Raw genomic sequence first — 23951 nt, 5'->3', positions numbered from 1 at the left:
CCCGGACGTCTGTTTCATCTTCGCTCCTGGGGGCTACGATGAACCAGCCATCCTCCGTTCGTGAAGACCCTCAATCTGTCTCAGGAGTGCTGACGGCGGACAGTAGAAGATTGACCCCGCAAAGTCGATTTCCGTGCACCCGAAGCGCAGAACAGCACCGTAGCCGCAATACGCGAAGTGGTCCTTGAACGTACTGTCGGCAAAGTATGACTGCCCGAGCGCGCCAGTTCCTGCATTGTCATGATACAGACCGGAGCCGTTAATCATGTCCGCCGGAGTGGAAAGCCAATTCCCAGATGAATTAATCCCGGTGACGCCGCCGACTTTTTGCCCCGCGCCGTTGGTGAACGGAATAGGCTGGATCCACATCGCGTAGGGTCGAGCTTGATCCCACGTGTTGTCGGTATGCTTCAGCCAAAGTATGGCTTCTACCTTGATGCCGACGCCCTGCAAGATCGAGCCATTGCGTGAGACGCTGACGCCTTCCGGGCGAGGGCAATCTTCCGAGGCTCCAATCAGGATCCCGCTCCCTGTGCCCGCAAAATAGTTATCGTTGATCAAGCTCTCAATGTTGAGTTCCTGATTTGCAAATTCGTTGGAAGAGTTCTTGGTTTTGTCGTCCTGACGCCTGTCGCAATGAACGACATAGGAGTTAGTCGTTCGAAAGTTATCAACGCGATTGGATATGATCTTGGTGAAGGATCCGCGATAGTATATTATTGGCTTTGTCGAGGTAGACTTGCTCGCGCGAATGGTGCAGTTGCGCACTTCACAAGCAAGATTGTATCCAAAGTCAATGACAATAGCATCTCCCGAATGATTGATTTCTATTCCGGAGATGAGGGCATTGTGTGCCTGACTATTGCCGGCGCCGCGGAACGTCGGGAGATCGGATGTCGTCGTGACAACGATCTTGGTGATAGCGGAGGGCCCGTCGCTGCGCACAATGCTGCCGATCCTGAGTAGGACCGTGCTGTTGATCAGGTATGAGGCCGGCGGCGTCGATGCGACGACAGGAAATCCCGTATCGACCGCTGCCTGCCATGCGGCCGTGTCATCCGTTGCCCCATCGCCCTTTGCCCCGAACCAAGCAGGGTTCGCGATGCGGCCGGGCAGGCTGAGGTTGTACCACGCGCCTTGAGCCTGGATGCCAAGCAGGCCCTGCGTCGCGGATCGTGCATAGACCGCCCCCGCACCAAGGTCGCCGACAGCAGCGTAGCCGGCCATCGTCACGAATGGCAGCGGCAGGGCGAGCTTGGAGGCGAGGTTCGAACGGGTGAGTTGGGGGGCGAGAACCGAACTCAGCCCGAGCGCGGAAATCCACGCGCTGTCATCCGTGCCTGCCGCAATCTTGGCAGCCGTCGCCCGCTGCGCCGCTCCAGACGCCGGGATCTGCGCGCCCGAAGCCGGGGGCGTGATCGTCTCGGCGATACCAAGCGACACCACCATGTGGCTGGACGAGGACGAGGCGCCGACCGCCTGCAGCCAGCCCGAAGTCGGAGCAGTCGGAACCACGGCGCCGCCCGCACCCACATATAGGGTCTGTTCGCCGGACCAGGTCGTTTCGGGACCGTCCAAATCGCCAGACGACTGGATCTGGATCAGCGTGCCCTGCGCGCCCCCCTGAGCCGTGACCCCGAGAACGATGCCCTTGTGGTTCGGATTGCTCGGATCGGCCGGAGCGCAATAGCCGGGTCCGTCCGGCACGACGGCGGTCCATTGTGGGACGTTGGCCGAGGCAAGGCGCGAGGTCTGAGCGCCAGCGCCCGGAGGACCAGGCACAAGGCTAGGATCGCCCTTCTCTCCCTTGTCGCCCTTCTCGCCCGGGTCGCCGCGCTCGCCGCGGGCACCGGTCGATCCGGCAACAGGAATGACGCTCACGCCCGTGGGCGCGTCCACCAGATAAGCCATGAGAACCTGAGCTGCTGGGGATCAGGGAAGGTGCGTCACGCCGAAATCGTGCGTGATCGTGCCGAAGGCGGCGACCTCGACCCGGCCCGTCTCGGGGTCCGTCGCGAGCAGGTCGTAGGCGTACGGGTTCACGGACGGCACAAAGGCACGCCAAGCCGCACTGTCGCGGTCGAAGGCCATTCCGACGACGCCGTTTGCCCCGCCGTTCGTGATGGTCTGCAGGACGCTCGGGTTCGATGTGTCCGAGGTGCCGGATAGGGCGACGTTCGCGCTCTGTGTGGAGACGCGAGCCTGCAGGGAGAGAATAAGCCCGGTGATGTCCACGGGGGCGGGCAGCACGCTCACCGCGAAGGCGTCACCCACCGCGAAAGCCGTCGAGCCCTGCGTAAGCTGCAGCGTGAGACCGCCGACATAGACCGGAAGGCCCGAGACGCCCGCACCTGTCACCAGACCTGACGGACCCTCGACAGTGTAACGCGCGAGGCCAGCATCAAGCTTGGTGATCGTGAGGATGTGGGCGCCGAACGGCGTATCAGGGTCGAGACCGTTCAGGGCCAGCGCACCGTTGCCGGCGTTGCTCGGCCCCGCCTCCACGCCGCCGTTGCCGGCCTTCACGATCGGGATACCGTCGTACCAGTCGGCATTGGCCTGCGTACGGAAGTCGAACCGCCGCGCCCGGATCTGCCCGATGTTGGTCGCCACGGGCGAGCCTCAGGCGGACGGGGTCAGTAATTCAATCGCCCTCGGCTCTCCGAAGAGATGCACCAGGGCATCGGACAGCACGGCGAACATCTCATCGCCGTGATTGAGGTATTGCGCGTCCGCGTACATGCGGCGCTGGCGAACCGGGAGTGATGCGAGCGCTTCATCCATCTGCTCGGCCTCCTCATCGGTCGCACGGCGCCAGATGTCGGCCTTATAGGTGATGACGGGCAAAGAGGGGTTTGGCTCTGAGGACGCTGGAGCCTCGACCAAATCGCCGTCGTTCAGCATCCAGCCCGCGGGGTTGGCATATTGCTCTGGCGAGCAGGGCACCTCGTGATCGTGAGGCTCATAGTTCGGGGCACCACTCTGCGACGAGCCGATGCCCCGCCCCGTTTCCGGGTCGATGATGAGATAGGTCTGCATGATCAGCCCGGGATGAAGATGTAGTTGAGGTACTGCGAGGCCGCAGCGGTCGGCGTCTGGGACGGCGTGCTCTGGGCGGCTACCGTCACGCTGGCGCCGGCCGGCACGGCAACCGACACGATCGATGTGCAAGATCCCGAGACGCTATCTGCGGAGCCGCTTGAGGCCGCGCCGTTCACCGAGATCGAAGCTGCCGTCGAGATGTTCCCGTTCTGCGGGCTCGTGTTCAGAGTGGCGACGCACTGAACGATACCAGCGTAGGTCGTCGTGAACGTCGCTGTCAGTGTCTGCGTCTGGCCGTTGACGGGGGTGTAGCCAAACCGCTGCTGAGAACCTGCGAAGCCTGAGCCTGGAGGCGCGATTTCCTGAGCGAGATTTGCCAGAACGAAATAGCCGTCGCTGTTGTAGGTCAGCACGGCCATGTTGCTGATGTCACCGGCCCTCAGCGGGTTGCCGTTGGAGCGCACGACAGGCAGCGCGCCGCGGCCATCAAGGTTCGCCGTGACCGCCCCTGTATTGGCTGCAGAAAGCTTGATGACGTAGACGACGCCCAACTCGTATGCAGTGATGCCGGGGGTGAGACCTGCGACGATGGCATTGGTGGTGCCTGTGCTGACCCCTCGATGCACGAGGGACGCCCCCGCGACCGTGACTTCGGAGGCGGCAGGCGTCGAAACGCGAAACGCGCTGCCGTCATAGACGAAGGAAAACGGCAGCCCCGTCCTCAAGTCGCCAGCCTGCAACGCCTGCCCATCGCGCCGGAATAGGTTGAGGACACCGGGCGGCGTAGAGAACCCGCTCAGCGCAACGCTGACGGCTCCCGTATTGGGCTGTGTGACGATGCCAGTGAATTTCATCCCCGGCAAAAGGGACGGCCAGACCGTGCTGTTCTGCAGCGAAGCCGTCAGAGCATTCGCCGAACCGCCGAAGGCGCCAAGATAGGCCCCCCGCGAGATGGCCTGAGCCAATTGGGTCTGATCGGCTCCATTCCGAACAAGGCCGGAGGCATCCTGAGCGTTGAGAAGTTCGCTCTCGGTGTCCACGACAATCTCGAAGCCGGGGTAGGACCCCTCTGTGCCGGTCGAGGGCACGCCATTGGTCCATGGCAGTTTGCCAGCATCCTCAACCCCAGCCGAGTTGAGCGGGTAGTGTCTGCGCACGAGGTCGCCTCCGGAAAGGGGAGCGAGAGAGGATCAGCCGGACGAAAGGCGAAGGAACGGATCCTCGCCAAAGGAAGAGGCGCCAAATTCGAAGTGGGTCTGAACCACCTCAGGCACGTCGGGCTGATAGTTGAAGAAGAGCTTCGTATGGGCCGGCTTCAGCCGGTTGAACATGCATTCCAGATCTTCGGCCCGGCGGATCTCAAGGAAGGAGTCGCGACCGAAACTCGATTGCCCGAACTGGAAGCGTGTGAGCCGCGCACCTGTTACGCGGATCGTCCAGACGAAGCGCATATTGGGCGGATTGAACTTACCTCTCGACCCGCCGAAAGATGAGAGCCCGAACTGGAATGCATGGTACTCTGTGATAGTGATGCTGTACCCGAGGCGGGCTGCGATCCCGGTGAAGAAGGCCCGAGACTGCCCGCCTACCTGCGTGATCCGATCGACCAGAGCCTTGTGGCGCTCCGGGATCGTCTGAACTACGGGGATGCAGGGGTCGGGAAGGCCGAAGGCTCGCTCCCACTCCCCTAGAAGCTCCAGCGTGAACCTTGGGTCGCTCTCGATCTCAAGAAGGTCAGCCGCCCGCGGATCGACCTTGCCGCCCCAGATTTCGGCCTGTCCGCGCACATAGCGCATGAGGTCGCTGTCGGGGTCGCGCGGCCATGCTAGCCCCACCGGCAGAAGATCGGCCCAGGCTTGGGCGTAATCCGCCCCCGAACGGCGGACGTGGCGATCCTGCTCCATCTCAGACGTAGAAGATGCTTTCGAGCACAGCCATGGTCCCCGCGTCGGGCATCACGGCGTTGCCGAAATCGAGGTCATGATGGTCCTCGCCAAGGATGGCGGAGATCGCCTCGGCGACCCAGGACGCGTAGATCGTCTGTCCCGGCGCCGCGCGCTCCATCAGCATGGCGCGAAGCGCAACCTCGATCGCGGCCCGGGTGGATGGCGTGTCCCGACTGAGGTTCCGGATCGTGATGGACAACCCGTAGCGCTTGGGCGGCAGCACATAGAACTCGGCTACCGTCACAGGGCGCCGAGCGTCGATGTACGCTGCGACCGCAGCCAAATCTTCCTGCGTCGGAAAGCCCTGGTTCGAGGCCCGAAGCTGATCCGCCATGACCCGCACCGTGACCGTGCCGACGCCCATCTCCAGTGGAGCGACCCAGGCTCGGGTGATGCCGGGAACAGCCAGCGCCCACTGGACATAATCGGTCGCCGAGCCGCCCATCGGGGGGTTGCGAATGCGCAGGAGGACGCGAGAGCGAAGGTCGTCATCGCTCTCAGGATCAGCGCCGCCCGTGAGTTGTAGAACGGTGGCGCTGGCGTCTGCTCCTGCGATGGCGACGGAGATCGCGAGCGTCGTGCCGAGATCGCGGTTGCCGATGGCTCCCGGCGTCTGGGCCGTCACGGCAATCGGGGTCGGGCGAGCGGAGAGCGTGACGCTTTCCGTAGCTTCGTAAACCGTGGCATCGGTCGCGGCGAATGTCGTCCCGATCGGCAGGACAACGCCGGCTGTGCCAGTCACGGACAGCGAGCCAGCCGCATAGGTCGCAGGCTTCCGACCGCCCAGCCAGATCTGGCCATGTCGATCCAGCCACTCCGTCTCGGCCGTGTCAGGCAGGAGTTGTCGCGCCAGCCAGTCGAGGTAGAGCAGGTTGAGATGCGCGCCCGCCGCGTTCTGCTCCGACAGGACGCGCACGACCGAATTCGGCACGGTTGCGTCGGCGCCCGGCAGATAGGCCGCGAGGTTGTCGCGGTTCGTCTGCCTCACCTCGCGAAGCGTCGGAGTGGACCAAGGCATTCGGATCAGCCGTTCGGTGCGGAGACGATCACGCCGTCCCAGAGCGAGGCAAAGCGGAGGGTGATGGCGTCCTGTCCCTTGCGATAGAGCGTTGCCTGAGCCTCGATCCGCTCAGGGCCAGTACGGGTCACGAGCACGTCGATGGAGGACGCGATCTTGCGATCCTGAAACGGCTGCAGCGCTTCTCGGATCACAGCCTCGATCCGTGCCGTAAGGCTGCCTTCGCGCGCTTCGCGGCCGGTGATCTTCGCTCGGCCGAACAGCCAGAGCTTCGACCCTATCGGCCAGCCGTCCCAGATCTGCTGCGCATCGAGGTCGCCCCACCAACCGCGACGGTCCATCCCGTTGTCTGGGAGCACGTCGTCATCGGCAGCGCGTGCATCGGTCATCAACGCAACCGTCACGGCCGTGGCCAGTTCTTGCCGCAAATCGAAATCGCCCGCGTCGCTCATGAGCAGGTCGAGCGTCACGGCTTCGAATGCAACACCGACCGGTGAGCCGGGGGGAGCAAGACGGATGTCGGTCAACGCCGCGCCTCGCCCTCTACCAAGCGCGGCTCAATCTGCCACGCATAGTCGCCACACCAATCCGCGCCATTGACACCGGGCCAGACGGCGGCCCTGTTCTCGTCTGAGCCCAACCCAGGAGCCGCCTTTCGACAAGATCCCAAATCTGACGGATGTGGACGCATGGCGAAGAAGCGACAATTCGCGCACGCCGCCTGAGGCTGCTCAATCGAACGCATAATGTGCCTTGGCTTTACGCTGCTCAGACCGTGCGGACCGCGGCGCCACCAGAAGTCATGGCTTGGCCGGCAATGGTCTTGGCGCCCGTCAGGTCGCCCTTCACGTTCACGTCGCCATCCATGACGAGCTTGCCGCCGCCGCCGGGCTTCGTGGTGATGTTCGGGCCATCCATGGTGATGGTGGCGCCGCCCTTGTTTCTGATCGTGACCTTGCCGGACGGCTCCTGCACGACGGACGATGTCACGTTGCCGTCCTTGTCCGTCGTGTTGTGCGTGATCGTCATCGGCGTCTTGTGGGTGATCCCGTCCTTCGTGAAGGTCGTGATCTGCCCGCGGTGATCGTGGAAGGCGATGTCGCCCGGCTTCATGTCCTTCGGGCGGTGCCGGCGGTCGGCTACGCCAAGGGCGATAGGATGATCGGGAGAGCCGCCGAGGTAGGCGATCAGAACTTCTGCCTCCTGGCCGTCCTTCGGCTCCAGCGGCACGGAGGTGACGCCGTAGGGCTGCCAGTGCTCGATGTTGGTCCACTGCTCGCCGAAGCGGGCGCGAACAGTCAGCTCCTGCATCTTGGGCTTGTCATCGGCCTTGACCAACGTGGCGCGAGAGACGCCGATGTAAGCGCGGCGGGCCGCATCTTCGGGATCCAGAGGCATGGCTTAAACCGCTAGCGCTCGTCCCTGGCGGGGTACGAACAGGGGGTGCACGACCTTGTTCTCGGCGATCAGTTCGTCGGCTCGGCCGCCATCGCCGTATAGTCGATTTGCTAGAGCCAGGGCCGGCGAGCGGTTCGGTAGGCTGTAGGTGATGACACGCGGCGTCTGGCGAGACCGCTCAGTGAGGTCACGGACAGCAGCGGCATGCAGAGCCACCAAGGACCGGTAAACCGTCGCGTCGCGCTGGTCCGCCGCGAACTCCTCTGCGGGCGCGAACAGCGCGTTAAGACGGGCCTTGGCTGCATCGACATCCTGACGGCTGGCGAATGTCGTGGCGGCCAGGATGCCACACATCTCTACGAACGCGAGCCGCAGCGATGTCTGCGCGACCCATTGGACGACCCACAAAGCGCTGGTGAACGAGGCGGCGACATGGCCGACCCGCTCCATTCCGTCGAAAGTCGCGCCAGCCTCCGTCGCGGCCGAGAAGCCATCAGCCAAGAGTGCGCCAAACGTGCCGCCCTCGACGTAACCGGCTGCGCCGGCCTCCAGTACGCCGACTGTCCGTCTGAAGTCAGCGGAAGCCTGACCGCCCCCCGGGATGCCCGCGCCCCGTAGAGCATCCAGAACGGACACGAGAACGTCGGCGCCCTGTCGGCGCTCAGCGGGTGTCATGGAAGCCCAATCCAACGAGCGGCGTCGGAGGCCGCCTGCCTCACGGCATTCCGTGCGGTGTTCACAGCCGTGTTCACCAGGGACTGCGTGTCAGCGCCATAAAGCGAGAACGTCGCCTGTCCCGCAGCCACGAACGTCATCTCGAAGACGGCTTCGCCCATGTTGGTTTTGCGCTCGGACCGATTGAAGCCGTCGCAACGCATGACCTGTTGGCCCATGAGCGGCAGCACGAGCAGGCCGCCGCCTTCGGTCTCCAAAGCGCGCTCAAGCGCCTCAGCTTGGTCCTGATAGTCGGGGCCAATGACATAACCGGTGACGGCCCGGCGACGGACGCGGCGCCCCATGTCCTCGTCTAGCGTATCGTCCCGCTTCGGGAACTCGTAGCTGATGCCACGCCGCCCGGAGGCAAAATTGTTTGCCTCGACATGGAACGGGGCCCCGCGGAACGAGGCAGGACGAAGTTCATCACGCCATGACATACTTAAGCCTTCGAGGAAGAAGAGCCTTAACATCTACGTAAGGCTCTTCTTGCGCTGCGTTCAGTTGACTGTGCGAAGCGCGATAATCTCGCGCAACAATGTGAGCAACGCCCGCTCGTAATCTGGCGCCTCGACATCAGTCAGATCTTCGCGGCGGTCGGCCAGGATCAGCCGCGCCTTAGCTTTAATGTCAGCCAGAGACCGAGAGGGCTCTTCGGCCGCGCAGGTGAGCGCCGCATCGAACCGGACTGTCTCAGCCTCTACGCGTTCGTCTGACCACGCCTCTTTGCGAGACAGAACGTTGATCCGGTCCATATGGGCAACGGCCCAGTCGCACATGAAGGCGATGGCCGAAGGTGCAGATGCAACCGGTACCGCAGAGGCAGCCAAGGCCCCTGCGATGAGGCCGAGAGCACCTCGGCGGACGACTTCAGGCTCGCGCCGCATCGCGGCGATGGCCTTCGTGACTGGGCCTTGATGCGAAACAGGCAGGCGTGTGCTATCGCTGGCGGAAGCCATCGGGATCGGTCCTTTCGATCTTGAGGGTTATGGCCTCCGGGGTGCTCCACCACCTTCGGAGGCCGCTTCATTTGCGCACGCCAAAATTGGCGAGCGCGGTGTCACGCCGCGCCAATCAAGCGGCTTGCAGCGGGGGCGGGAACGCCTTTCCCAAAGCCGTCATGCCTTTTGGCGTCACGCGGACCTGCGTTGACGACCACTCGGAGCCATCCGGCCGCTGGCCGGTCGTGACTTTGTGTTCCAGCAGGCCGCCCGCGATCTTCGACTGGTAGGCGAGGTCGTCCTTGTCGCCCGGCCGCCGGAAGGTCCAGCCGTTGGTCCGCATCCACCGGATCAGTGTGTGCGGCGGGATCTGGAGGTTCTTCGCCGCCGTCGAGCGGCAGAAGGTGCCGTGCGACTCCGCGATGCGCTCCAGCGCGGCGGCGGCCGGCTTCAGCTCTGCGACCTGCACGGACAGGCTGTCGACCTGCTCCTGCAAGTGGGTGAAGACCGCGAGCATCGTGCGCGGGTCAGCCGGGTTTATGGCGGGCTGCGCGGGCCGCTCTGCCTCCAGTTCGATCCAACGGTCGATGATGCGGGCACGAAGGGCGTCATCGTAGCCGGCAACCACGACGAGAGTATCGCGCTTTGTGAGATCGTAGACGTTGGTCGGGCGCCCTCCGCCGGGCGGGGAGTAAGGCCGGAGGGTTTTACGACTTTCCCGTAAAACCTCCTTCGCGAACAGGCGCTCGACCGTTTCGATCACATCGTTGTGGCGCGCCTCAACGAGATCCGCGATTTCACGCGTAGACATGGTGATCGGCATGGACCCGGCGGTCGCGAGGATGGGCCGGCTCGTGTTATCCTGAGTCATCTGCGGTTGCTCCTCAACCGTGGACTGCGGGACCGCCCGGCAAGGCGGTGTCGTGGGTGACGGCGGCGGGGTTTGCTTTTCCAGGGCCATGCCCCGCCGCCGGCTTGCTCTCGTCACCGAGAGCGTTCGCTAGATGAAATACGATCTCACCCGTCATCGACCGGCGGTTGCGCTCGGCCGAGATTTTTACCTTCTGTCTGATGTCTTCCGGCAGTCTGAGCCGGAAGTGGGGATCTTCGCGAGACACCGCTCCTCCGTGGGTGCGAGTTGACATCACGCTTATCGCACCGTGCGGCAGTGGCGTCAACTCGCACCCATAGTAAATGTGAGTGCGATTTGGCATCAGGCGATCATGAGCGACCGCGAGCCCTACCCAAGCGATTTGGCCGAACGGTTCCAACTGCGCATGCCGACCGGCTTGCGGGATCGGGTTAAGGCTGAAGCCGAGACGAACAAGCGTTCCATGAACGCCGAGATCATAGCCAGACTGGAACTGACGCTTCAGATCCAGGACCAAGCGGCAGACCCCTCATATGCTCGGCGCTCTCGAAAGGATCTCTCTGATCTGGACAAGATCAAATCGGAGTACGACTTCCTAGGTAGCCACCTTGATGCGCTCGGTCGGCGCATTCAAATGCTCGAAGCCGATCTCATCCCCTACTACGCCGCGCAGACGCTGAAGCCGGAAAGCGAAACGGAGTGATCATTAGGGAGCCGCCGCACATGAACACGCACTACGATCCAGACGCTGACGCGCTTTATGTACGGTTCGCCTCAGACGATGTGGTCGAGTCCGAGGAAGTGCGCCCCAACCTGATCCTTGATTTCGATGCCGCTGGACGCATCGTAGCAATCGAGATGCTGAAGGCCAGCACTCAGGTGGCCGGCGACGTGCGAAGCCTCAGCCCTGCCGCCTGACTCGACAACCCCCGCATGTCGGCTAGATTGCCGACACAGGGCACTGGCGCCCGCCCGCATAAATGGCTGCCGTAAATATGATTAAATATTTTCTTATTGTTTTTGGATTTATATCTATTTTATCTGGTTTTTCATCGATTTTATCCAGCATGTCGCTTGGATGCGCATTGATAGTCGGCGGATTTAGCTTGATGGGGTTTGGTGAAATAATTGATTTGCTGCAAAAGATATATATTGAATTAAAAAATCAGGCGACTGTCACTCAAAGTGCCGCCATAAATAGCACGCAGCCTCGACTTTCTACGGAAAGTTCAGAAGCTTCATCAGGCATTGATCTCAGCGAGTGGGGCATAAGGAGGCACATTAGTAGATATAAACCCGGTCAATCAAAAGACTATATTTATGAGACAAAGATTGACGGCACTATAAAATCTTTTAAATCCGACGCTGAGGCTGCTGCCTTTGTCGAAAGATGCTTGCGTGCTGGGCATCCTCGCGAAGGGAAGGCCTCGACAACCTGACAGCGGCGGGTAGGATGCACGCTATGCGCCTCGCCCTTGCTGCCTCCTTCATCCTGTTCGCCGCCCCGGCCTTCTCCTCACCGGAGCCGCGGCAACTGATCGCTGCATGGCAAGTGGCGAACAGCATATGCCGGGGCAGCGGCGATCCCCAGAGCCTCAAGACGCAGGCAGAATGTGAACGCCGTGCAAGCCTCGGTGGACGGCTTGACCAAATTGGATGGTGCTACGGCAAAGAGGGGCAGATTGGAGCGGACTATCGGTGGCATCGCTGCGCTCCCGGTTCGGTTCGACCAAACGATCTGGTCGAAAGCAACTTCTAGTCGCTAGGTCCGCTCCTCCGGCACGGCGGGTGTGGCGCCGGGGTTGTACCAGCCATCGTTCTCTTTTGCGTCCTGAGCCCGCACGCCGAACGCGTTTTCATTGACTAAGTCGAGCGTCGTCGTGGTGCCGGACTCTGACTGGCTGTGCGTGTAACCCCAGAGCTTGAGTTCCATCTGCCCCGACTTGGTCGGGAACAGCATGGGGCTCTTGACGGTCACGGGCTCCTTCAGCTTCCAGAGCGAGCCATCGGGCTTGAGCCAGCCTTGGTAGGTAAGGTTTACGCGAAGCCGCGCGGACTCAATCGCCTGCGCTTGCATATTGGTTCGAAGCTCGGCGCCCTTTTGATCCAGCGGCATTTCCGCGAGATAGGTTTGCTTCGTCCCTGGGATCCCGCCCGTGATTGTCGATTTCGCCGAGATCTCCGAAGCCTTCCTTCCGAAGAGGCTGTCAGAGCCGGTCATCTGAGAACTGGTGATGAGTTCGGCTGCGCCTGGCATCTCGATCATGCAACTGGCCGAAAGGATGTTCACGCCCTCCACGAACTGCGCGCCGCTGCCGTCCACCTTTGTACCGGCCGTCAACGTCCCATCCGCCTCAGCCTCAATCCAGAGCCCGCGCTGGTTGCACAGGCGGCTTATCAGCGCGAACGGCGTTTCACCGTGCCGGATCATCACCTGCGGGAAGGGCGTGTCCCAACCCTTCGGGCCGTCCTTGACTTCGAATTTCAGACCTAACGGCTTCAGCACGCTATTGGCGATGGCGTCGATCTTGTAGCCTCGGAATTGTCCCGTGCCAGATTGCGCAGACACAATCTCGGTGATGCCCGCCTTGGAGAAGCCGCTCACCTGTACGGCGTGCCGAGCGCCGTCATAAGCAGCCTGTCTTTGGGTGATGTAGCCTTCCTTGATGAGAACTTGGCCGGCGAGTGCGATATCAACCCTATCGCCCGGCTTGAGCCGGAAGGCCGACGCGGCGCTCGGCTCGGCGCAAGTGAGGGCAAAAGAGCGCGACCACGACTGGTCAAAGCTTTGTGCGACATTGACGCTTAGCCAATCGCGATAGGTGCCGCCCAGTGTACGGACTTCGCAATAGAGATCGGCATCTGGCATGGCCTAGGCGAAGACGCTCCCGTTCAACTGGCGGCTCTTGGTGACGGTCGTGTCCTTGAAGAGCGAGCCCATTTTGGCCGAGGTCTTCATGCCGGCCGGCGCATTCTGGAAATCGATCGTCATGCGATGCTCCTGAACCGGTGAACCGGGGATCTGCATCCCCCCGCCCGCACCGCTGCCGCCGTACATGCGTCGCATCAAGACATCGCCAGGCCGCTCCCCTGACCCGGGGACCGGGATCTCATCGTCGCGGACGCGGGACATCTTGCCCGGCTCGTTTGAGCGCGGCCGGTTGAACCAAGGCGAGTCCTCCCCGCCCGCGGATGATGCATCGGAAGGTCCCGTACGAAAGGCGTTCGCAACCGCACCATATCGGTCGTTGATGACGAGGGGACGCTCGAATTCCTTCGTGATGGCGTTGGTATCGAGCCGGGCATCTCCCGAACCCTGCCCCATCAGAATGCCCTTGGTCCGTGGATAGCCGCCTCCCATGGCCTCGCGGACCATGTAGCGCATCTGACCTTCGGCCGAGTTGCGGGCGTAACCATTGGCCTCCAGCCAGCGCACCATATTGCTACGTCGCGCGCCGGGGTACTCGCCCCAACCCTTGGGGTCCCGCGCCCCGTAAATGCCTAGGCCGGTCCCCTGATCGTGGACCTTATTCGGGTCAAGCCCACTCTCCATGAAGGCCTGCCCGACGAGATGGGCCGCTGATTGCCGAAGATTGGCTTCCGGCACGCCCTCGCGGCGAAGCTGATCCATCGCCCAGCCCATCATCTGCCCCATACGGGCGGCCCGCGGAGTACCGACGCCATTGCCTCTGGGGGCGCCGCCTTCCGCGAGCGGCCCAGCCTGAGGTAGCGTCGGCGAGCCAGATCGCGCCCCTGGCGCCATCCTTGGTCCCGCCACCGGGGTGCCGTCGCCATCCGTGAGCATGGGGAAGCCCCCGCCGCTGAGCGGGCCACGCGGGAGCCCGACGCCGCTGAACCCGGCACGATGGATCAGGCTGCCGCTACCGCCCGGACCGCTGAAGCTCATCTGCTGGGCCGAAGCGCCGCCGGCCCGCAGCTTCTCCAGCTCGTCGCCGACCCTGCGCAACTCCTCGACCATGCGATCGCGCTTGCGCTCGAAGTCTGGAGCGGCGGGGTTCTGGTTGAGCAGGTCGAGCTGGCGTTGAACCTGATTGCGTCGGCCCTCAAGCCGATCACGCGCCGAAGGGCCACCACCCGGGTTGACCAGGGCCTTCAGGGCTTGCTCTTCAGCGCTCCCGCCGAGGCCGTTCTTGTCAGCATCCTCGATCAGCCCCGAGATGCCCTTGGCCATCGGCCCAAGGATCCTGAGCTTCAGTCGCTCGGCCGCGTCACCGATCTTGCCGATGCTCTTCTCGAAGTCGCGGGCCGCTTTCTCCGTCTCCGGGCCGATCCGACCGATGTCGGCGATGGTCTCACCCCACACCCTGCCGAACCGGTCCTTGAACTCAGATGCGACCGCGCGGAACTCCGGCAGGCCGAGCAGGGTCTCGGCGACCCTGCGCCCACGCACCGGATCACCAAGCTTGCCGATCTCCTCGGCAGCGGCTTCCATAGCCGATTTCATGTTCGGGGCGCTAACAAGCTTTTCGATTAGCTCGTTCATGTTCATGCCCTGAAGGGCCATGTAAGCGTCGCCGTATCTTTTCCTAATCTGGCTCATGTTCTCGGCGAAGGTGCGCACACCGCCCTGCATCCGATCAGCTGAGATCCCGAACTCGTCGCCCATCCGGTTCAAGCCGCGCAACTGGTCAACCGTCAGCCCGACCTCCTTCGACATGATCGAAAGGTCACGGGTAGAGGTTGTGAAGTTGCGCAGGGCCGTTGCCATGCCCGTGATGCTCAGGCCAGCAGCAAGACTTCCGGCTCCGAGCGCGGCCAAGGGGCTGGTTATCCCCTGAAGGGCGGCCGTCGTTCTCCCCAGAACACCCTGGAAGGGCTCCCAATCCTTCTTAAGCTGGCCCGCCGTCTCGCGAGCCGCGTTGCCGGTCCGGCGTAAAGCCGTCTCCATCCGCCCGAGAGGGGCGGTGAACTGATCGGTGACTTCCGCGACTAGGCGAAGGCGTTCGTCAGCCATCGTCGGGGTCCTGGGGTTGTTGTGGAGGCGGCGTCAGGTCGAGGGTGCGAGCGATGACATGCGCTCTCGCCCGCTGGGTCAGGGCTCCGGCCGGCTGGGAAAAGGGCCACGCCCGAAAGGCAATCCCGATCTGGATTGCCTCATCCACTACGCGCTCAGCCGGGCCGCCTGGCCGAAAAAACGAGAAATGATCGTAGAGAGTTTGATCAGATCGCGCCCGTCCATGGCGCGCACACTGCTTTCAGGAACCGAAGCAAGGTCGGTAATCAGGGCTAGGATGCGTGATTGGTTCAACTCCTCAAGCACGCCGTGCTTGAGAACGTGATCCCCGGTCGGCTCGGCGAGCTTAAGGGCCGTCACCTCTTCGCCATACGCCTTGATCGGCTTGCGAAGCGGAAACTCCGAAGGCCACGCAATCTCATCGAACGGCGCATCACTCATGCCGAGATCTCGTCCATGGAGATGCCCTCGAAGCGAACGGCAACCCGGCCCTCGGCCGCATTGATCTCGCGAGCCTGAGCGGTCCAAGCCTCCCGCAGAACGTATGCCTTGCCGTTCAGAAGCTCGACCTGCACCGTGGCATCTTCGATCGCATCAAGCTCCTCGATCGACACGTCATCCAGGGTCGAGAAGTCGCCCGAGATGAAGGGGATGCGCGGCGCTTCGGTGAAGCCGTGAACGCCATCCATGCCGGCGACGCCGGCACGCTCCCGCGGGGTTGGCGACACTGTCAGATTGCCGCGCAGAGCGTACTGGCGCCCGTCCACGCGAATGTACGCCGTCCCGGCGAATGCCTTAGCCATCGGTCAGACCTCGAAAGATACGGAGCGCGACGGATCAGGCCGCGAGAGCCAGTGGGAATTGCAACCTGAACTGGCACTTGATGTTCAGGCGGCGGAGTTGGTTGATCAGGTCCGGCGGGTAGAGCACTTCCACCGTGTTCGGCTCCTTGGTGGAGCGCTCGACCACGAGGGCGTTCTTGAACGCGGTCGCGTTCTCCACGAGCCCGTCGTTCTCCATGATCCGGTACTGCGCGACCAACTCGCCCTTGATGATGAGGGGCGTGACGATCGCTTGGCCGGCACCGAAGCGCGTGCCATTGTCGGCCAGCTTGTGCCGCGGGAACTTGTTGGAGATCGCCTGCCGCAGACGGGTGAACACCTCGTCCAGCGTGGCAAGCGTGGTCGCCAACTCGTAGGCGTTGTCGGCCTGCCCCTGCGTGTTGCGCTGGTAGCTCGACTGCTCGCGCAGGATCTGCGGCACGCCACCCGTGTTGCCGTCCAAGTCCGTCCCCTGGATGGCGATACCAACCGTCGCCATAGCGTTCAACTGGGTCTTGTTGAACCGGAACGACTTCGGCGCCGGCAGGCAACCGTTCATCGTGAGGGTCTGCAGCGGCCGGGCGGGATCGGCGGTCAGGTAGAGAGCCGCATTCGCCGCGAACACGGCGGACCACTCCCACATCGGCGTCGGGCTCTGCGGCTCGATGCCCATCGTGTAGATGACCGGATCGTTGGCGGTCGGCCCCCAGGTCATGTGACCCGAGTAGGTGTCCCGACGCGCGCTCCAGATCTGGCCGTAGCTCTGGCGCATCCAGCCCCAGCGCCCACTGTCCGAAAAGCCGTACTCCGTCGCCCAGAGGGCGCGGGAGCCGCTGTCGGTATGAGGCAGCGAGACGAACCGGTAGGGCGCATCGCCAAGGTTCGCGATGGCGGCCGTGAAATCGGGCGTGCCGGTGCCACCGGAGAGGACGTTGTCGGTCGGGAAAGTCAGGGTAAGGCTGGAGGGATAGAACTCGCCACCGTAGAAGCCGAGGTAGTTCGCTTCCACCCGGATGTCATTGCCGGTCAGGCCCTTCCACTTCGCGGTGAGCGTCACCGCAGCGCTGGACGCCGAGGCCGTCACCGGAAGATCGGGCGCTGCCGTGATGGCCGCCGCGATCTTGGTCGCCACGTTGGCGGCGGTGTCCGCGCTCGCAATGGCAATCGCCACCTTCTGACCAGCGATATAGAGCGAGAGCGTCCCCGCGACGGTAGGCGCGGCCGAAACCGTCAGCGTGCCTGTCGCAGCCACACCGGACGACGGCTCAGCCACGGGCAGCGCGAAGAGCGGGCTGGATCGGTTGATCGCGAAGAACGCCGCGAACTGCCGGGCCAGCATCGAGCCTGCGCCAAAATAGGCGTTGGCATCAGCCTGCGTGCCGATCGCCGTCACCACATCACGCGGAGCCGGTGCAGACGCGAGCGGGTGCCCGACGAGCAGGGCGAACTTCGGATTGGTCGGCGTCCCAGCCTGCGACGGATCGACGGTGATCGACGTTCCGGGCAGTTTCCAAGACGACGGGATCGGGCTGACATCGACCATGGCGCGTCACTTCCCCTTGATGGTGGCGGGGGCGGCCACGGGAGCGGCCTCGGGCTTGGGATCCGCGCCAAGATCCTCAGGAGCGTCCTGCACGCGGCGGATCGCGCCCTCCTGGATCAGGCGGAAGGTGAACTGGTCGGCAGGCCAGCGGGCTTTGCCGTCCTCGCTGAATGGCTCGCCGCTGGGCTGATGGGTGAGCGCGCGAAAGCGCTCCTCGACCGCCTCGACGGCGATCAGGTCCGGAAGATACATGGGACGTAGATCCTCAGGTCGAAGCGAGGTCGATGACCGTCTTCAAAGGGGGGGCATCCGGATCAGCACCGGGACGCTTGGTCACGAGGACGGTCTTGCGGTAGTCGTCGGGGACGTAAGGCGGGAAAGTCATCCGGTACTGGACAACCATCTCGATACGAGCCTGCGCGTAGAAGGTCTCACCGTCGCGAGGGAAGGAGCGGGTCTCCTCCATACTCGCGACGCCTTCGAACAGGCCGACGAATTTCGGGTTGGACAGCAGCGCTCGGACAATCATCTCCGAGGATGGCTGCAGGTCGCTTTCCAGAGCGTTCGGGTTTCGCCACTGATCAATGTCATCGGCATCGTCGGCGGCATCGCCGAACGTCTTCAGCAGGAAGACGAGCGATAGTTCAGTTATGAACGAAGGTTCGCCCGCGTTCAGATCGCCGTCCGGCTGATGTCGCTCCCGATCTGCGAGCACGATCAGAGCCGGAAGCTGGTCGTCCGGCTCCAGATCCTGACGATTGATCCCGATGTGCTTCAGGACCGGCTCCGCCTCCATCATGGCCTGACGAAGAACCATGACCGCGGCGTCCCGGATCTCAAGCGCCTCGGGGGTCAATCTTGCGCTCCTTCAGCACCCAAGCCTGAGCACCGAACCCGTCGTCACCCGTGTCCTCAATGGTGAAGACGCGGCCGGCCATGAACGGCAAAGCGATATCGGAGACCCGATCGCCACGAGCAACCTGAGCCGGAAGCTCGCTCGCACGGACGCTGAAGGTGTAGTTGTCCTCACGGACCACAACGCCGTCACCGTCGATGCTGTCCGCTGGCTTCAGGGCATAGATGCCCCGTACCGGGAAAGCCGCACCGCCCGGGCTCGACTTGACCGGCGTCAGGATAGCCATGTCACCGAACACGTCCTGACACGCGGCCAGAACGGTCCTGTCGAAGTCGATCATCGACCGCGGGTCTGACCCTTGGCAGCATCGGCGACAGCCTGTGTGGCAGCCGGGATAGACGCAGGATCGGACGGCGAGGCCACACCAGACGCCGTGCCGCGCGGAGCGGTATTTTCGGCAACCGGCACGACCTTGACGCCCTCGTCAGCCTTGCCCTTCTCGCGCGCGGCACCCGCGACAATCAGGGCCTTCGCCTCTTCGGCCGAGCCGACATCGAACTCAGCGCCGGGCGAGACGAGCTTGCCGTCCGCCTTCACGGACTGGATTGCGATCATCTTCATGGTCAGAGCACCTTCGCAGCAAGGCAGGCATTGATGCGGTACGGCACGACGAGCGGCGCCGACTGCAGCATGAGGAAGCGCACCGCCGGATCCGGCTGGGTCCACGACTTCTGATAGAAGTCAGTGACCTGAAAGCCGTTGGTCTCGTCCTTGATGCCGCCGAAGTGCTGCACGCCTTCCAGGCGGTCAGAGATCATCAGGACGTACCCATCCGGAAGATACTTCTGCGTAGCGCCAGTATCGTCTACGTAGGAGTCCGAGTAGATCCAGACCCGGTAGGCGCCGACATTGCCGGCAAAAGTCGCGCCGTACTTGTAGGAGCCGGGCGCCAGGTCGATCGTGGTGCTCGGCGAACTGCGATCGTACTGGAGCAGTTCCTTGACATCGTCGTTCTTACGGAACGCCTTCCAAGAACTCTGGTCCATGACCACGTCGATGGCTGTGGCGCCGGAAGCGTCACGGATCAAGCCGTTCCACTCCTCCATGTCGTCAAGCGGCGTCGCCGTACCCGCGCTCCAGAGATCGCCCCCCGTGAGCGTGACGTTCAGCGACGGATCGCGCCCGAAGTTCACGACGGTGGTCGGGTACTTCTCGCCGGACACGGTGACAGTGCCGGTACGGAGAGCCGAGGCCGCCATCCACTCCATACGGCGCCGGACCATGCGGATCTGGTCCTCGCTCTCGGTCTCGATGGTCATCATGCGGATGGCCATCGGGTCGAGACCCGCCGAGATCGGCATGCCAGGACGGCGACGGAAAGCCTTGCCGTCCTCCATCACCCGCTTATCCTTCACGTAACATTTTATCGTTGTTTTACAGTTATTTGATCGGCTCTGCTACATTCCTGCTACCTGCTAGTTGGCTGCCTGCTGCATCGGCAGCGCGGCCATTTCGTCCGAGAGGCGCAAAACGGCCAGCGAATTGCGCATAGCGTGGCGAGCTTCGTCGTCTGCGTCGTAGAGGTGGCCATAGACATCTTTCGTCGTGTTGACCGACGAATGCCCGACGACTTCCTTCAACGCGAGATCGCTAAGCCCAGCCTTGATCCAGAGCGAAACGGCAGCATGGCGGATGGAGTGTAGCCCCATCAGCGATCCATCCGCTCTACGCACCTCTGCTGCCCTGGCAACTGGCTCCCAATGCCAAGCCGAGAGGTCGTCCGGCCCGAAGGGCGTACCCTTCGACGTGGTCAGCACAAACCCTTCGGCAGGGCGTTCTTGAAGTTCCCACATGGCTAGAAGGTGTCGGCGCAGAACCGCAACCATAGGCGTGCGCCTAAGTCCCGCCTTGGACTTCGGACCCTTCAGTCCATCACGTCGCGATATGCTATGCCGCACATTGATCACCTCGGATCCGAAATCGACGTTCTCCCACCGCAATCCGCAGATCTCTCCACGGCGCAAGCCGCAAGTAAGAGCCAGATAGACCGTGATGGCCGTAATCCTTGAGCCGTTATTCTTCTTTCTGCGCCCGAGCCCAGGTGGATGCGCCTTGGGGTCCAGTAGGGGCGCCTCAACTGCCGCAACGATCGCCCGAAGGTGATCGAGTGTCGGCACCTCGATTTGCCCTCGCGGAGGCAGCGGGTTTCTCGGCGGTTCGTCTCTAATGATATTGCGTCGCAAGTAGCCTTCGCGCACGCCGAACTGCAAAGCATCACGCAAGAGAGTGATGAGCTTTTCTACCGTCACGCGTGAATAGCGCTCGGCCTTCTCATTGACGAAGGCGCGTACCTTTGCGCCCGTGATGTCAGTAACCTTGTCTGAGCCGAAGGCCGGCACGAGATGCACCCGCACTAGACGGCCGATCAGGTCCAGGGTGTTACCCGACATCGCATCGCCGATCCGGCGCCGACGCTCGCAGTCCTTCAGGTACAAGTCGGCAAGCTTATCGAAGGTGATGGCCTCTGACTGCGCCACGTGAACGCCCTCAAAAAGCTCTCGCTTGACCTTGTCGAGGAAGGCGTCGGCCTCTTTCTTCTTCTCGAATTGAGGCGTCCTCCTGATGCCATTCTGATCTTTGTAATCAACTACATACCGCAGATAGGGCTTGCCCTTGCTGTCGGTGAGTTCGCGCTTGCGAATGCAGGCCATGTCAGCGGTCTCTTCTTGCCGAGGCTTCAAGGTCGGCGAGCCATTTCGTAAGGCTGGTACGCCGTGCGCAGGTGAGCTTGCCCACCTTGAAAGTCGGTATCGTGCCCTTGTCGGCAAGGTGCCGAGCTTGCGGCGTCTTCAAGCCGAGGAAGGCCGCGATCTCGGGCATGCCGTACAGGAGGTCTGCTACCGGCTCAGGTGTCTTGGCTGACATCATGTGCTCCTCATCAAAATAGCCGGCCGCCGACCGCGGCCGGGCGGTTGCGGTTAGTGCGCGGTCGGCGCAGACCTATTGAAGCGACGCTTTCTCCTTCGCTTTGCCTCTCGACGCATATCGCCGATGATTTTCAGTGCTGCACGGAGTTCTGAGGGCGAGTACTCCGGCATGAACCCTCGCACCTCTGCTAGAAAAGTCTCGGGATCCACTGCTAGACGAAAGTCCGGGGACATGAGAGAGGCGACGAACGAGGCAAGTCTTTCCGTTCGCTCATTGAAGACAGGTTCAGCTTCGAGGATGGGGATCAGCATGACTGACGGCGCTCCGACGCGGTGAGGGAAAGGTGAGACTGCGCCTCAGGCGGCACGGGCTTGCCGAGACGGGTCGCGAGCAGGGCGAGGCCGCGCGAGGTGATGCGGGCCTGCGGGCGGTTCCAGGGCTTGCCGGAGCCGGTTTCGACGGGGATCACCTTCGTCCGCATCAGGCCGGCGCTCAGCCGCTCCGCACGGGCGCACCAGGGCTCGTTGCGAGCCCGGCGATAGATCCAGCCATTGCCGGCGAGGTAGGCCCTCAGATCCTTCTCAGGCATCGCCAGGGCCTTCGCCGCGTCGCGGGTGCAGAAGGTGCCTTCCGTCTCGGCGAGCGTGTCCAGGGCCGCCGCACGCGGCTCTAGAACGGCAATGGCCTCGGCTTGCTGCGTCACCTTCTCGGCGAGATCCGCGGCGAGCCGGAGGGCTTCCGGAAGGGTCTGAGGCACGGCCGGCGCCGCAGCCTTTGCCCGCCGCTCGCAGTCGATGAAGTAGCGCCGGGCTTCCCGGCCGCGCGCATTGCGCTCGACCATGGCGAGTTCCTTGGCCGTGTCGATGGTCAAGGCATACTCGACGGACGGGCGCCCCCCTTTTTCGGAGACCGCCGAATAAGTCGTGAAATCAACGCCTTCAGCGAAGCCATAGACCCGGATCCGATCCTTGATCCAAGTGGCGAAGTGGTCCCGGTTTTCGAGGAAGGCGTGCAACTCGCGGGCGTTCACGGTCTGCACGACGGTCGCGCCGATCGGCGTCTCGGAGATGGCCGGCATCATCGCGCGAACCCTCCCTCAAGAGCCCAGCGGGGATGATCGCCGTCCGGCCCGTAGAGGTCGGGGAACAGCGACCACAGCCGGTTATCCATCGTGTTGAGGATGGCGTGCGCAGCGTCGCCGGCCTCGATCCGCAAGCCCTCGTCTAGGAACTGGTCGGCCTCGGCGAGCCCGTCTCCGGCGATGTAGTTGGCGAGCGCCATGCCGATGACGGCGGCGCCGATCTCGGCTTGTACCCGAACGGGGAGCCGGGCCCACGCCTCGGCGGGCGTGAATGGCAGCGGCAGGCGGCCCCAGAGGGCCGGGAATTCGGGAAGTCTCGTCTCGATCCTTGCTTGGAAGTTCATGGCATCCTCACGAAAGATGCCGCCCCCGCGGGATTGCGGGAGCGGCGTTCGTGAGGCCCGGCCGGGCTCGGCGATTAGCGCGCCACGGTGGCGCGGGATCCGACCGCGCGAGCGGCCGGGCCGGGATATCAGCGCGGGACCATCAGAAGGTCGGCGATGGCGTGAGAGGCACGAACCCTGGCTTCCGCGCGGTCCAACGCATCCTTGGACCACCGCGACAGCATGTCAGAGCGGGCCACGTCATGCCGCGCTAGGCGGAGCAGACAGACGGCGCGGATCATGAGGATTAGGCGCATAGCGTGCCCTCCCTCGCGAGTGCGGCCACGTCGCCGACTGCCTCCTCTTCGAAGCTGCCGATCAGGCTGGCGAGCCGCGCCTTCCAGAGCACGGCGGAGAGCGTCCTCATGCGCTTCTGCATGAAGGGTTCGACCGCTACGTCTATCGGCGAGACTGCGGCCGACATAGCCGCCCAGGCTTCGCGATACCCGTTCCGCTCCCGCTCGGTGTTGCAGCGCGCGGCCCAGGCGCGAGCCTGAACAGGGCGCTCCCAGCCGGGATGATCGCCTGCATGCTCCTCGGATGCCCGGTAGAGCGCATGGACGCGCTCTGCCAACGCCTCGGCTTCCGGCACGACACGAGCAAGCCAAGGGACAAGGGCGAGGAACCGCGCCTCGTAATCCGAACCCGGCGAGGGTCGGGAGAGCGCGGTCGCGGAGGCCACCGGCACGGCGATGAAGCCGGCGAGGGTCGCGAGGGTGTCGCGGCGGGTGGTGACGGTCATCGGCCACCCTCCCCATACCCGGCGGGAGCGTAAGTGGAGGCCCACTGCTCCTCGGCCTCCGCGCTGGTGAGCGGGCAGCCGACCGCCGCGAGGACGATGGCAGCGCGCCTTTGAGCGGCCAATCCTTCTTCGAAACTGGATCGCCGGGTCTGCCAGTGGAATTCGGACCCTGGATTGAGGCAGGGCACGAAGTTGCCTCGGGACAGCGCGTCATCGTTGAAGCTCACGTCCAGCGCGCGGCGCTCGAAGTGAAGCCATGCCGAGTAAGTCGCCAGCATTCCGGGAGTGACAGGCACCGCCGCGCGCGTCGGGGTGCCGATGAGGGCCACACTGCCGCCGATGAGCGGGAGCGAGGTGAGGCCGCGCAGGAAGCCGCGGCGGGATGAATGGGCGCTCATGCGCGCCTCCCGAAGCTGTCAGCCGCGTACGAGCCGCCGGTCATCATGAGCGGCTGAAGGCGGTCCTCTGTGTCGCCGTCGTCCTCCTGCCCATCCTCACGGGCGCCTTCGTCCTCGCACTGCTCCTCCCAATCGTTCAGGCCGCCGTCGCTCCACCGGCTTTGATCGCCGTGGCAGCCCTCGGCTGTCCCGTTCAGAGCCCGTCCGATAAGGGGCTGAGGCAGGGTTGAGTGGCCGGGATGGCAGTGATTCCAAGAGGGTGCTGAAACCTGACCTGGATCTGCCATGTGGACC

The 23951-nt window shown here is 63.4% G+C and carries 33 protein-coding genes; 4 read left to right on the top strand and 29 right to left on the bottom strand.

Annotation, left to right across the window (positions count from 1 at the left end; all coding sequences use genetic code 11):
• Nucleotides 1-33 precede the first annotated feature (33 nt).
• The 13 genes from MTDSW087_RS27000 to MTDSW087_RS26940 form a co-directional block, all read right to left on the bottom strand.
• Entirely contained in the window at nt 34-1911 is a 1878-nt protein-coding gene (locus MTDSW087_RS27000) for a hypothetical protein (protein ID WP_144768435.1), read from the bottom strand.
• Between the two features lie 21 nt (nt 1912-1932).
• Nucleotides 1933-2613 carry a hypothetical protein gene (locus MTDSW087_RS26995; RefSeq protein WP_144768433.1) on the bottom strand — a complete coding sequence of 227 codons (681 nt, stop codon included), beginning with the start codon at nt 2611-2613 and terminating at the stop codon, nt 1933-1935.
• 9 nt (nt 2614-2622) lie between these two features.
• Nucleotides 2623-3039, bottom strand: a complete 417-nt coding sequence (locus MTDSW087_RS26990; RefSeq protein ID WP_144768431.1) for a hypothetical protein — start codon at nt 3037-3039, stop codon at nt 2623-2625.
• Nucleotides 3040-3041: 2 nt separating this feature from the next.
• Entirely contained in the window at nt 3042-4199 is a 1158-nt protein-coding gene (locus MTDSW087_RS26985) for a hypothetical protein (RefSeq protein ID WP_144768428.1), read from the bottom strand.
• Nucleotides 4200-4232: 33 nt separating this feature from the next.
• Nucleotides 4233-4946 carry a YmfQ family protein gene (locus MTDSW087_RS26980; RefSeq protein WP_144768426.1) on the bottom strand — a complete coding sequence of 238 codons (714 nt, stop codon included), beginning with the start codon at nt 4944-4946 and terminating at the stop codon, nt 4233-4235.
• A gap of 1 nt (nt 4947) precedes the next feature.
• Complete coding sequence (locus MTDSW087_RS26975) at nt 4948-5976, bottom strand: baseplate J/gp47 family protein (RefSeq protein ID WP_186384015.1); 1029 nt, start codon at nt 5974-5976, stop codon at nt 4948-4950.
• Between the two features lie 35 nt (nt 5977-6011).
• Nucleotides 6012-6533, bottom strand: a complete 522-nt coding sequence (locus MTDSW087_RS26970; RefSeq protein ID WP_144768422.1) for a phage GP46 family protein — start codon at nt 6531-6533, stop codon at nt 6012-6014.
• A 241-nt stretch (nt 6534-6774) separates the two neighbouring features.
• The gene (locus MTDSW087_RS26965) at nt 6775-7404 is read right to left on the bottom strand and encodes a phage baseplate assembly protein domain-containing protein (protein WP_144768420.1); all 630 of its coding nucleotides are present in this window, start codon (nt 7402-7404) and stop codon (nt 6775-6777) included.
• A 3-nt stretch (nt 7405-7407) separates the two neighbouring features.
• A complete protein-coding gene (locus tag MTDSW087_RS26960; RefSeq protein WP_144768418.1) occupies nt 7408-8079 on the bottom strand; it encodes a hypothetical protein in 672 nt (223 codons plus the stop codon).
• Nucleotides 8076-8591, bottom strand: a complete 516-nt coding sequence (locus tag MTDSW087_RS26955; RefSeq protein WP_144768416.1) for a DNA circularization N-terminal domain-containing protein — start codon at nt 8589-8591, stop codon at nt 8076-8078. The genes MTDSW087_RS26960 and MTDSW087_RS26955 overlap by 4 nt, the downstream gene beginning before the upstream one ends.
• A 27-nt stretch (nt 8592-8618) precedes the next feature.
• Nucleotides 8619-9077 carry a hypothetical protein gene (locus MTDSW087_RS26950; RefSeq protein WP_144768414.1) on the bottom strand — a complete coding sequence of 153 codons (459 nt, stop codon included), beginning with the start codon at nt 9075-9077 and terminating at the stop codon, nt 8619-8621.
• 115 nt (nt 9078-9192) lie between these two features.
• Nucleotides 9193-9930: a phage antirepressor KilAC domain-containing protein gene (locus MTDSW087_RS26945; protein ID WP_186384014.1), complete on the bottom strand. Its 738-nt coding sequence runs from the start codon at nt 9928-9930 to the stop codon at nt 9193-9195.
• 13 nt (nt 9931-9943) lie between these two features.
• Nucleotides 9944-10204 carry an Arc family DNA-binding protein gene (locus MTDSW087_RS26940; protein ID WP_238179419.1) on the bottom strand — a complete coding sequence of 87 codons (261 nt, stop codon included), beginning with the start codon at nt 10202-10204 and terminating at the stop codon, nt 9944-9946.
• 78 nt (nt 10205-10282) lie between these two features.
• Between MTDSW087_RS26940 and MTDSW087_RS26935 the strand changes: the two genes are divergently transcribed.
• The 4 genes from MTDSW087_RS26935 to MTDSW087_RS26920 all read left to right on the top strand — a co-directional run bounded on the left by MTDSW087_RS26935 (nt 10283) and on the right by MTDSW087_RS26920 (nt 11689).
• Nucleotides 10283-10633 carry an Arc family DNA-binding protein gene (locus MTDSW087_RS26935; RefSeq protein ID WP_144768410.1) on the top strand — a complete coding sequence of 117 codons (351 nt, stop codon included), beginning with the start codon at nt 10283-10285 and terminating at the stop codon, nt 10631-10633.
• Between the two features lie 20 nt (nt 10634-10653).
• Nucleotides 10654-10848, top strand: a complete 195-nt coding sequence (locus MTDSW087_RS26930) for a DUF2283 domain-containing protein (protein ID WP_144768409.1) — start codon at nt 10654-10656, stop codon at nt 10846-10848.
• A 62-nt stretch (nt 10849-10910) separates the two neighbouring features.
• The gene (locus tag MTDSW087_RS26925) at nt 10911-11369 is read left to right on the top strand and encodes a hypothetical protein (protein WP_144768407.1); all 459 of its coding nucleotides are present in this window, start codon (nt 10911-10913) and stop codon (nt 11367-11369) included.
• Between the two features lie 23 nt (nt 11370-11392).
• A complete protein-coding gene (locus MTDSW087_RS26920; protein ID WP_144768405.1) occupies nt 11393-11689 on the top strand; it encodes a hypothetical protein in 297 nt (98 codons plus the stop codon).
• A gap of 3 nt (nt 11690-11692) precedes the next feature.
• Here the strand turns inward: MTDSW087_RS26920 and MTDSW087_RS26915 are convergent, their stop codons facing one another.
• The 16 genes from MTDSW087_RS26915 to MTDSW087_RS26840 form a co-directional block, all read right to left on the bottom strand.
• A complete protein-coding gene (locus MTDSW087_RS26915) occupies nt 11693-12799 on the bottom strand; it encodes a phage baseplate assembly protein (RefSeq protein ID WP_144768403.1) in 1107 nt (368 codons plus the stop codon).
• A 3-nt stretch (nt 12800-12802) separates the two neighbouring features.
• Nucleotides 12803-14905 carry a phage tail tip lysozyme gene (locus MTDSW087_RS26910; protein ID WP_144768401.1) on the bottom strand — a complete coding sequence of 701 codons (2103 nt, stop codon included), beginning with the start codon at nt 14903-14905 and terminating at the stop codon, nt 12803-12805.
• Nucleotides 14906-15052: 147 nt separating this feature from the next.
• A complete protein-coding gene (locus tag MTDSW087_RS26905; protein WP_144768400.1) occupies nt 15053-15346 on the bottom strand; it encodes a phage tail assembly protein in 294 nt (97 codons plus the stop codon).
• Nucleotides 15343-15708, bottom strand: coding sequence for a phage tail tube protein (locus tag MTDSW087_RS26900; RefSeq protein ID WP_144768398.1), 366 nt, complete (start codon nt 15706-15708; stop codon nt 15343-15345). Before MTDSW087_RS26900 ends, MTDSW087_RS26905 begins: the two co-directional genes overlap by 4 nt.
• 34 nt (nt 15709-15742) lie before the next feature.
• A complete protein-coding gene (locus MTDSW087_RS26895; protein WP_144768396.1) occupies nt 15743-17269 on the bottom strand; it encodes a phage tail sheath C-terminal domain-containing protein in 1527 nt (508 codons plus the stop codon).
• 6 nt (nt 17270-17275) lie between these two features.
• Complete coding sequence (locus MTDSW087_RS26890) at nt 17276-17521, bottom strand: hypothetical protein (protein ID WP_144768394.1); 246 nt, start codon at nt 17519-17521, stop codon at nt 17276-17278.
• A gap of 13 nt (nt 17522-17534) precedes the next feature.
• Nucleotides 17535-18125 (bottom strand): hypothetical protein, encoded by a 591-nt coding sequence (locus MTDSW087_RS26885; RefSeq protein WP_144768392.1) that lies wholly within the window; start codon nt 18123-18125, stop codon nt 17535-17537.
• Complete coding sequence (locus MTDSW087_RS26880) at nt 18106-18465, bottom strand: head-tail joining protein (RefSeq protein WP_144768390.1); 360 nt, start codon at nt 18463-18465, stop codon at nt 18106-18108. The genes MTDSW087_RS26885 and MTDSW087_RS26880 overlap by 20 nt, the downstream gene beginning before the upstream one ends.
• Entirely contained in the window at nt 18462-18746 is a 285-nt protein-coding gene (locus tag MTDSW087_RS26875) for a hypothetical protein (RefSeq protein WP_144768388.1), read from the bottom strand. Before MTDSW087_RS26875 ends, MTDSW087_RS26880 begins: the two co-directional genes overlap by 4 nt.
• 2 nt (nt 18747-18748) lie before the next feature.
• Nucleotides 18749-19540 carry a major capsid protein gene (locus tag MTDSW087_RS26870; protein WP_280525293.1) on the bottom strand — a complete coding sequence of 264 codons (792 nt, stop codon included), beginning with the start codon at nt 19538-19540 and terminating at the stop codon, nt 18749-18751.
• A gap of 60 nt (nt 19541-19600) precedes the next feature.
• A complete protein-coding gene (locus MTDSW087_RS26865; protein ID WP_144768384.1) occupies nt 19601-20836 on the bottom strand; it encodes a tyrosine-type recombinase/integrase in 1236 nt (411 codons plus the stop codon).
• A 1-nt stretch (nt 20837) separates the two neighbouring features.
• Nucleotides 20838-21053: a MerR family transcriptional regulator gene (locus MTDSW087_RS26860; protein ID WP_238179421.1), complete on the bottom strand. Its 216-nt coding sequence runs from the start codon at nt 21051-21053 to the stop codon at nt 20838-20840.
• 304 nt (nt 21054-21357) lie between these two features.
• Complete coding sequence (locus MTDSW087_RS26855) at nt 21358-22134, bottom strand: antA/AntB antirepressor family protein (RefSeq protein WP_144768382.1); 777 nt, start codon at nt 22132-22134, stop codon at nt 21358-21360.
• The gene (locus MTDSW087_RS26850) at nt 22131-22478 is read right to left on the bottom strand and encodes a hypothetical protein (RefSeq protein WP_144768380.1); all 348 of its coding nucleotides are present in this window, start codon (nt 22476-22478) and stop codon (nt 22131-22133) included. Before MTDSW087_RS26850 ends, MTDSW087_RS26855 begins: the two co-directional genes overlap by 4 nt.
• A 286-nt stretch (nt 22479-22764) precedes the next feature.
• Nucleotides 22765-23259, bottom strand: coding sequence for a hypothetical protein (locus tag MTDSW087_RS26845; protein ID WP_144768378.1), 495 nt, complete (start codon nt 23257-23259; stop codon nt 22765-22767).
• Complete coding sequence (locus MTDSW087_RS26840) at nt 23256-23657, bottom strand: hypothetical protein (RefSeq protein WP_144768376.1); 402 nt, start codon at nt 23655-23657, stop codon at nt 23256-23258. Before MTDSW087_RS26840 ends, MTDSW087_RS26845 begins: the two co-directional genes overlap by 4 nt.
• Nucleotides 23658-23951: the final 294 nt, after the last annotated feature.

Origin of the sequence: Methylobacterium dankookense (genome assembly GCF_902141855.1) — a bacterium.
GTDB classification, from domain to species: Bacteria; Pseudomonadota; Alphaproteobacteria; order Rhizobiales; family Beijerinckiaceae; genus Methylobacterium; species Methylobacterium dankookense.
Note: the sequence above shows the minus strand (reverse complement) of the source record. Positions and strands in the feature narration are given on the sequence as shown.

What these genes read in the sequence shown, in the direction of transcription:
- MTDSW087_RS27000 (WP_144768435.1), bottom strand. Translation starts at nt 1,911, where the DNA reads ATGGCTTATCTGGTGGACGCGCCCACGGGCGTGAGCGTCATTCCTGTT.
- MTDSW087_RS26990 (WP_144768431.1), bottom strand. Translation starts at nt 3,039, where the DNA reads ATGCAGACCTATCTCATCATCGACCCGGAAACGGGGCGGGGCATCGGC.
- MTDSW087_RS26980 (WP_144768426.1), bottom strand. Translation starts at nt 4,946, where the DNA reads ATGGAGCAGGATCGCCACGTCCGCCGTTCGGGGGCGGATTACGCCCAA.
- MTDSW087_RS26965 (WP_144768420.1), bottom strand. Translation starts at nt 7,404, where the DNA reads ATGCCTCTGGATCCCGAAGATGCGGCCCGCCGCGCTTACATCGGCGTC.
- MTDSW087_RS26960 (WP_144768418.1), bottom strand. Translation starts at nt 8,079, where the DNA reads ATGACACCCGCTGAGCGCCGACAGGGCGCCGACGTTCTCGTGTCCGTT.
- MTDSW087_RS26955 (WP_144768416.1), bottom strand. Translation starts at nt 8,591, where the DNA reads ATGTTAAGGCTCTTCTTCCTCGAAGGCTTAAGTATGTCATGGCGTGAT.
- MTDSW087_RS26950 (WP_144768414.1), bottom strand. Translation starts at nt 9,077, where the DNA reads ATGGCTTCCGCCAGCGATAGCACACGCCTGCCTGTTTCGCATCAAGGC.
- MTDSW087_RS26945 (WP_186384014.1), bottom strand. Translation starts at nt 9,930, where the DNA reads ATGACTCAGGATAACACGAGCCGGCCCATCCTCGCGACCGCCGGGTCC.
- MTDSW087_RS26940 (WP_238179419.1), bottom strand. Translation starts at nt 10,204, where the DNA reads ATGTCAACTCGCACCCACGGAGGAGCGGTGTCTCGCGAAGATCCCCAC.
- MTDSW087_RS26935 (WP_144768410.1), top strand. Translation starts at nt 10,283, where the DNA reads ATGAGCGACCGCGAGCCCTACCCAAGCGATTTGGCCGAACGGTTCCAA.
- MTDSW087_RS26930 (WP_144768409.1), top strand. Translation starts at nt 10,654, where the DNA reads ATGAACACGCACTACGATCCAGACGCTGACGCGCTTTATGTACGGTTC.
- MTDSW087_RS26925 (WP_144768407.1), top strand. Translation starts at nt 10,911, where the DNA reads ATGGCTGCCGTAAATATGATTAAATATTTTCTTATTGTTTTTGGATTT.
- MTDSW087_RS26920 (WP_144768405.1), top strand. Translation starts at nt 11,393, where the DNA reads ATGCGCCTCGCCCTTGCTGCCTCCTTCATCCTGTTCGCCGCCCCGGCC.
- MTDSW087_RS26915 (WP_144768403.1), bottom strand. Translation starts at nt 12,799, where the DNA reads ATGCCAGATGCCGATCTCTATTGCGAAGTCCGTACACTGGGCGGCACC.
- MTDSW087_RS26910 (WP_144768401.1), bottom strand. Translation starts at nt 14,905, where the DNA reads ATGGCTGACGAACGCCTTCGCCTAGTCGCGGAAGTCACCGATCAGTTC.
- MTDSW087_RS26905 (WP_144768400.1), bottom strand. Translation starts at nt 15,346, where the DNA reads ATGAGTGATGCGCCGTTCGATGAGATTGCGTGGCCTTCGGAGTTTCCG.
- MTDSW087_RS26900 (WP_144768398.1), bottom strand. Translation starts at nt 15,708, where the DNA reads ATGGCTAAGGCATTCGCCGGGACGGCGTACATTCGCGTGGACGGGCGC.
- MTDSW087_RS26895 (WP_144768396.1), bottom strand. Translation starts at nt 17,269, where the DNA reads ATGGTCGATGTCAGCCCGATCCCGTCGTCTTGGAAACTGCCCGGAACG.
- MTDSW087_RS26890 (WP_144768394.1), bottom strand. Translation starts at nt 17,521, where the DNA reads ATGTATCTTCCGGACCTGATCGCCGTCGAGGCGGTCGAGGAGCGCTTT.
- MTDSW087_RS26880 (WP_144768390.1), bottom strand. Translation starts at nt 18,465, where the DNA reads ATGATCGACTTCGACAGGACCGTTCTGGCCGCGTGTCAGGACGTGTTC.
- MTDSW087_RS26875 (WP_144768388.1), bottom strand. Translation starts at nt 18,746, where the DNA reads ATGAAGATGATCGCAATCCAGTCCGTGAAGGCGGACGGCAAGCTCGTC.
- MTDSW087_RS26865 (WP_144768384.1), bottom strand. Translation starts at nt 20,836, where the DNA reads ATGGCCTGCATTCGCAAGCGCGAACTCACCGACAGCAAGGGCAAGCCC.
- MTDSW087_RS26860 (WP_238179421.1), bottom strand. Translation starts at nt 21,053, where the DNA reads ATGATGTCAGCCAAGACACCTGAGCCGGTAGCAGACCTCCTGTACGGC.
- MTDSW087_RS26855 (WP_144768382.1), bottom strand. Translation starts at nt 22,134, where the DNA reads ATGATGCCGGCCATCTCCGAGACGCCGATCGGCGCGACCGTCGTGCAG.
- MTDSW087_RS26850 (WP_144768380.1), bottom strand. Translation starts at nt 22,478, where the DNA reads ATGAACTTCCAAGCAAGGATCGAGACGAGACTTCCCGAATTCCCGGCC.
- MTDSW087_RS26845 (WP_144768378.1), bottom strand. Translation starts at nt 23,259, where the DNA reads ATGACCGTCACCACCCGCCGCGACACCCTCGCGACCCTCGCCGGCTTC.
- MTDSW087_RS26840 (WP_144768376.1), bottom strand. Translation starts at nt 23,657, where the DNA reads ATGAGCGCCCATTCATCCCGCCGCGGCTTCCTGCGCGGCCTCACCTCG.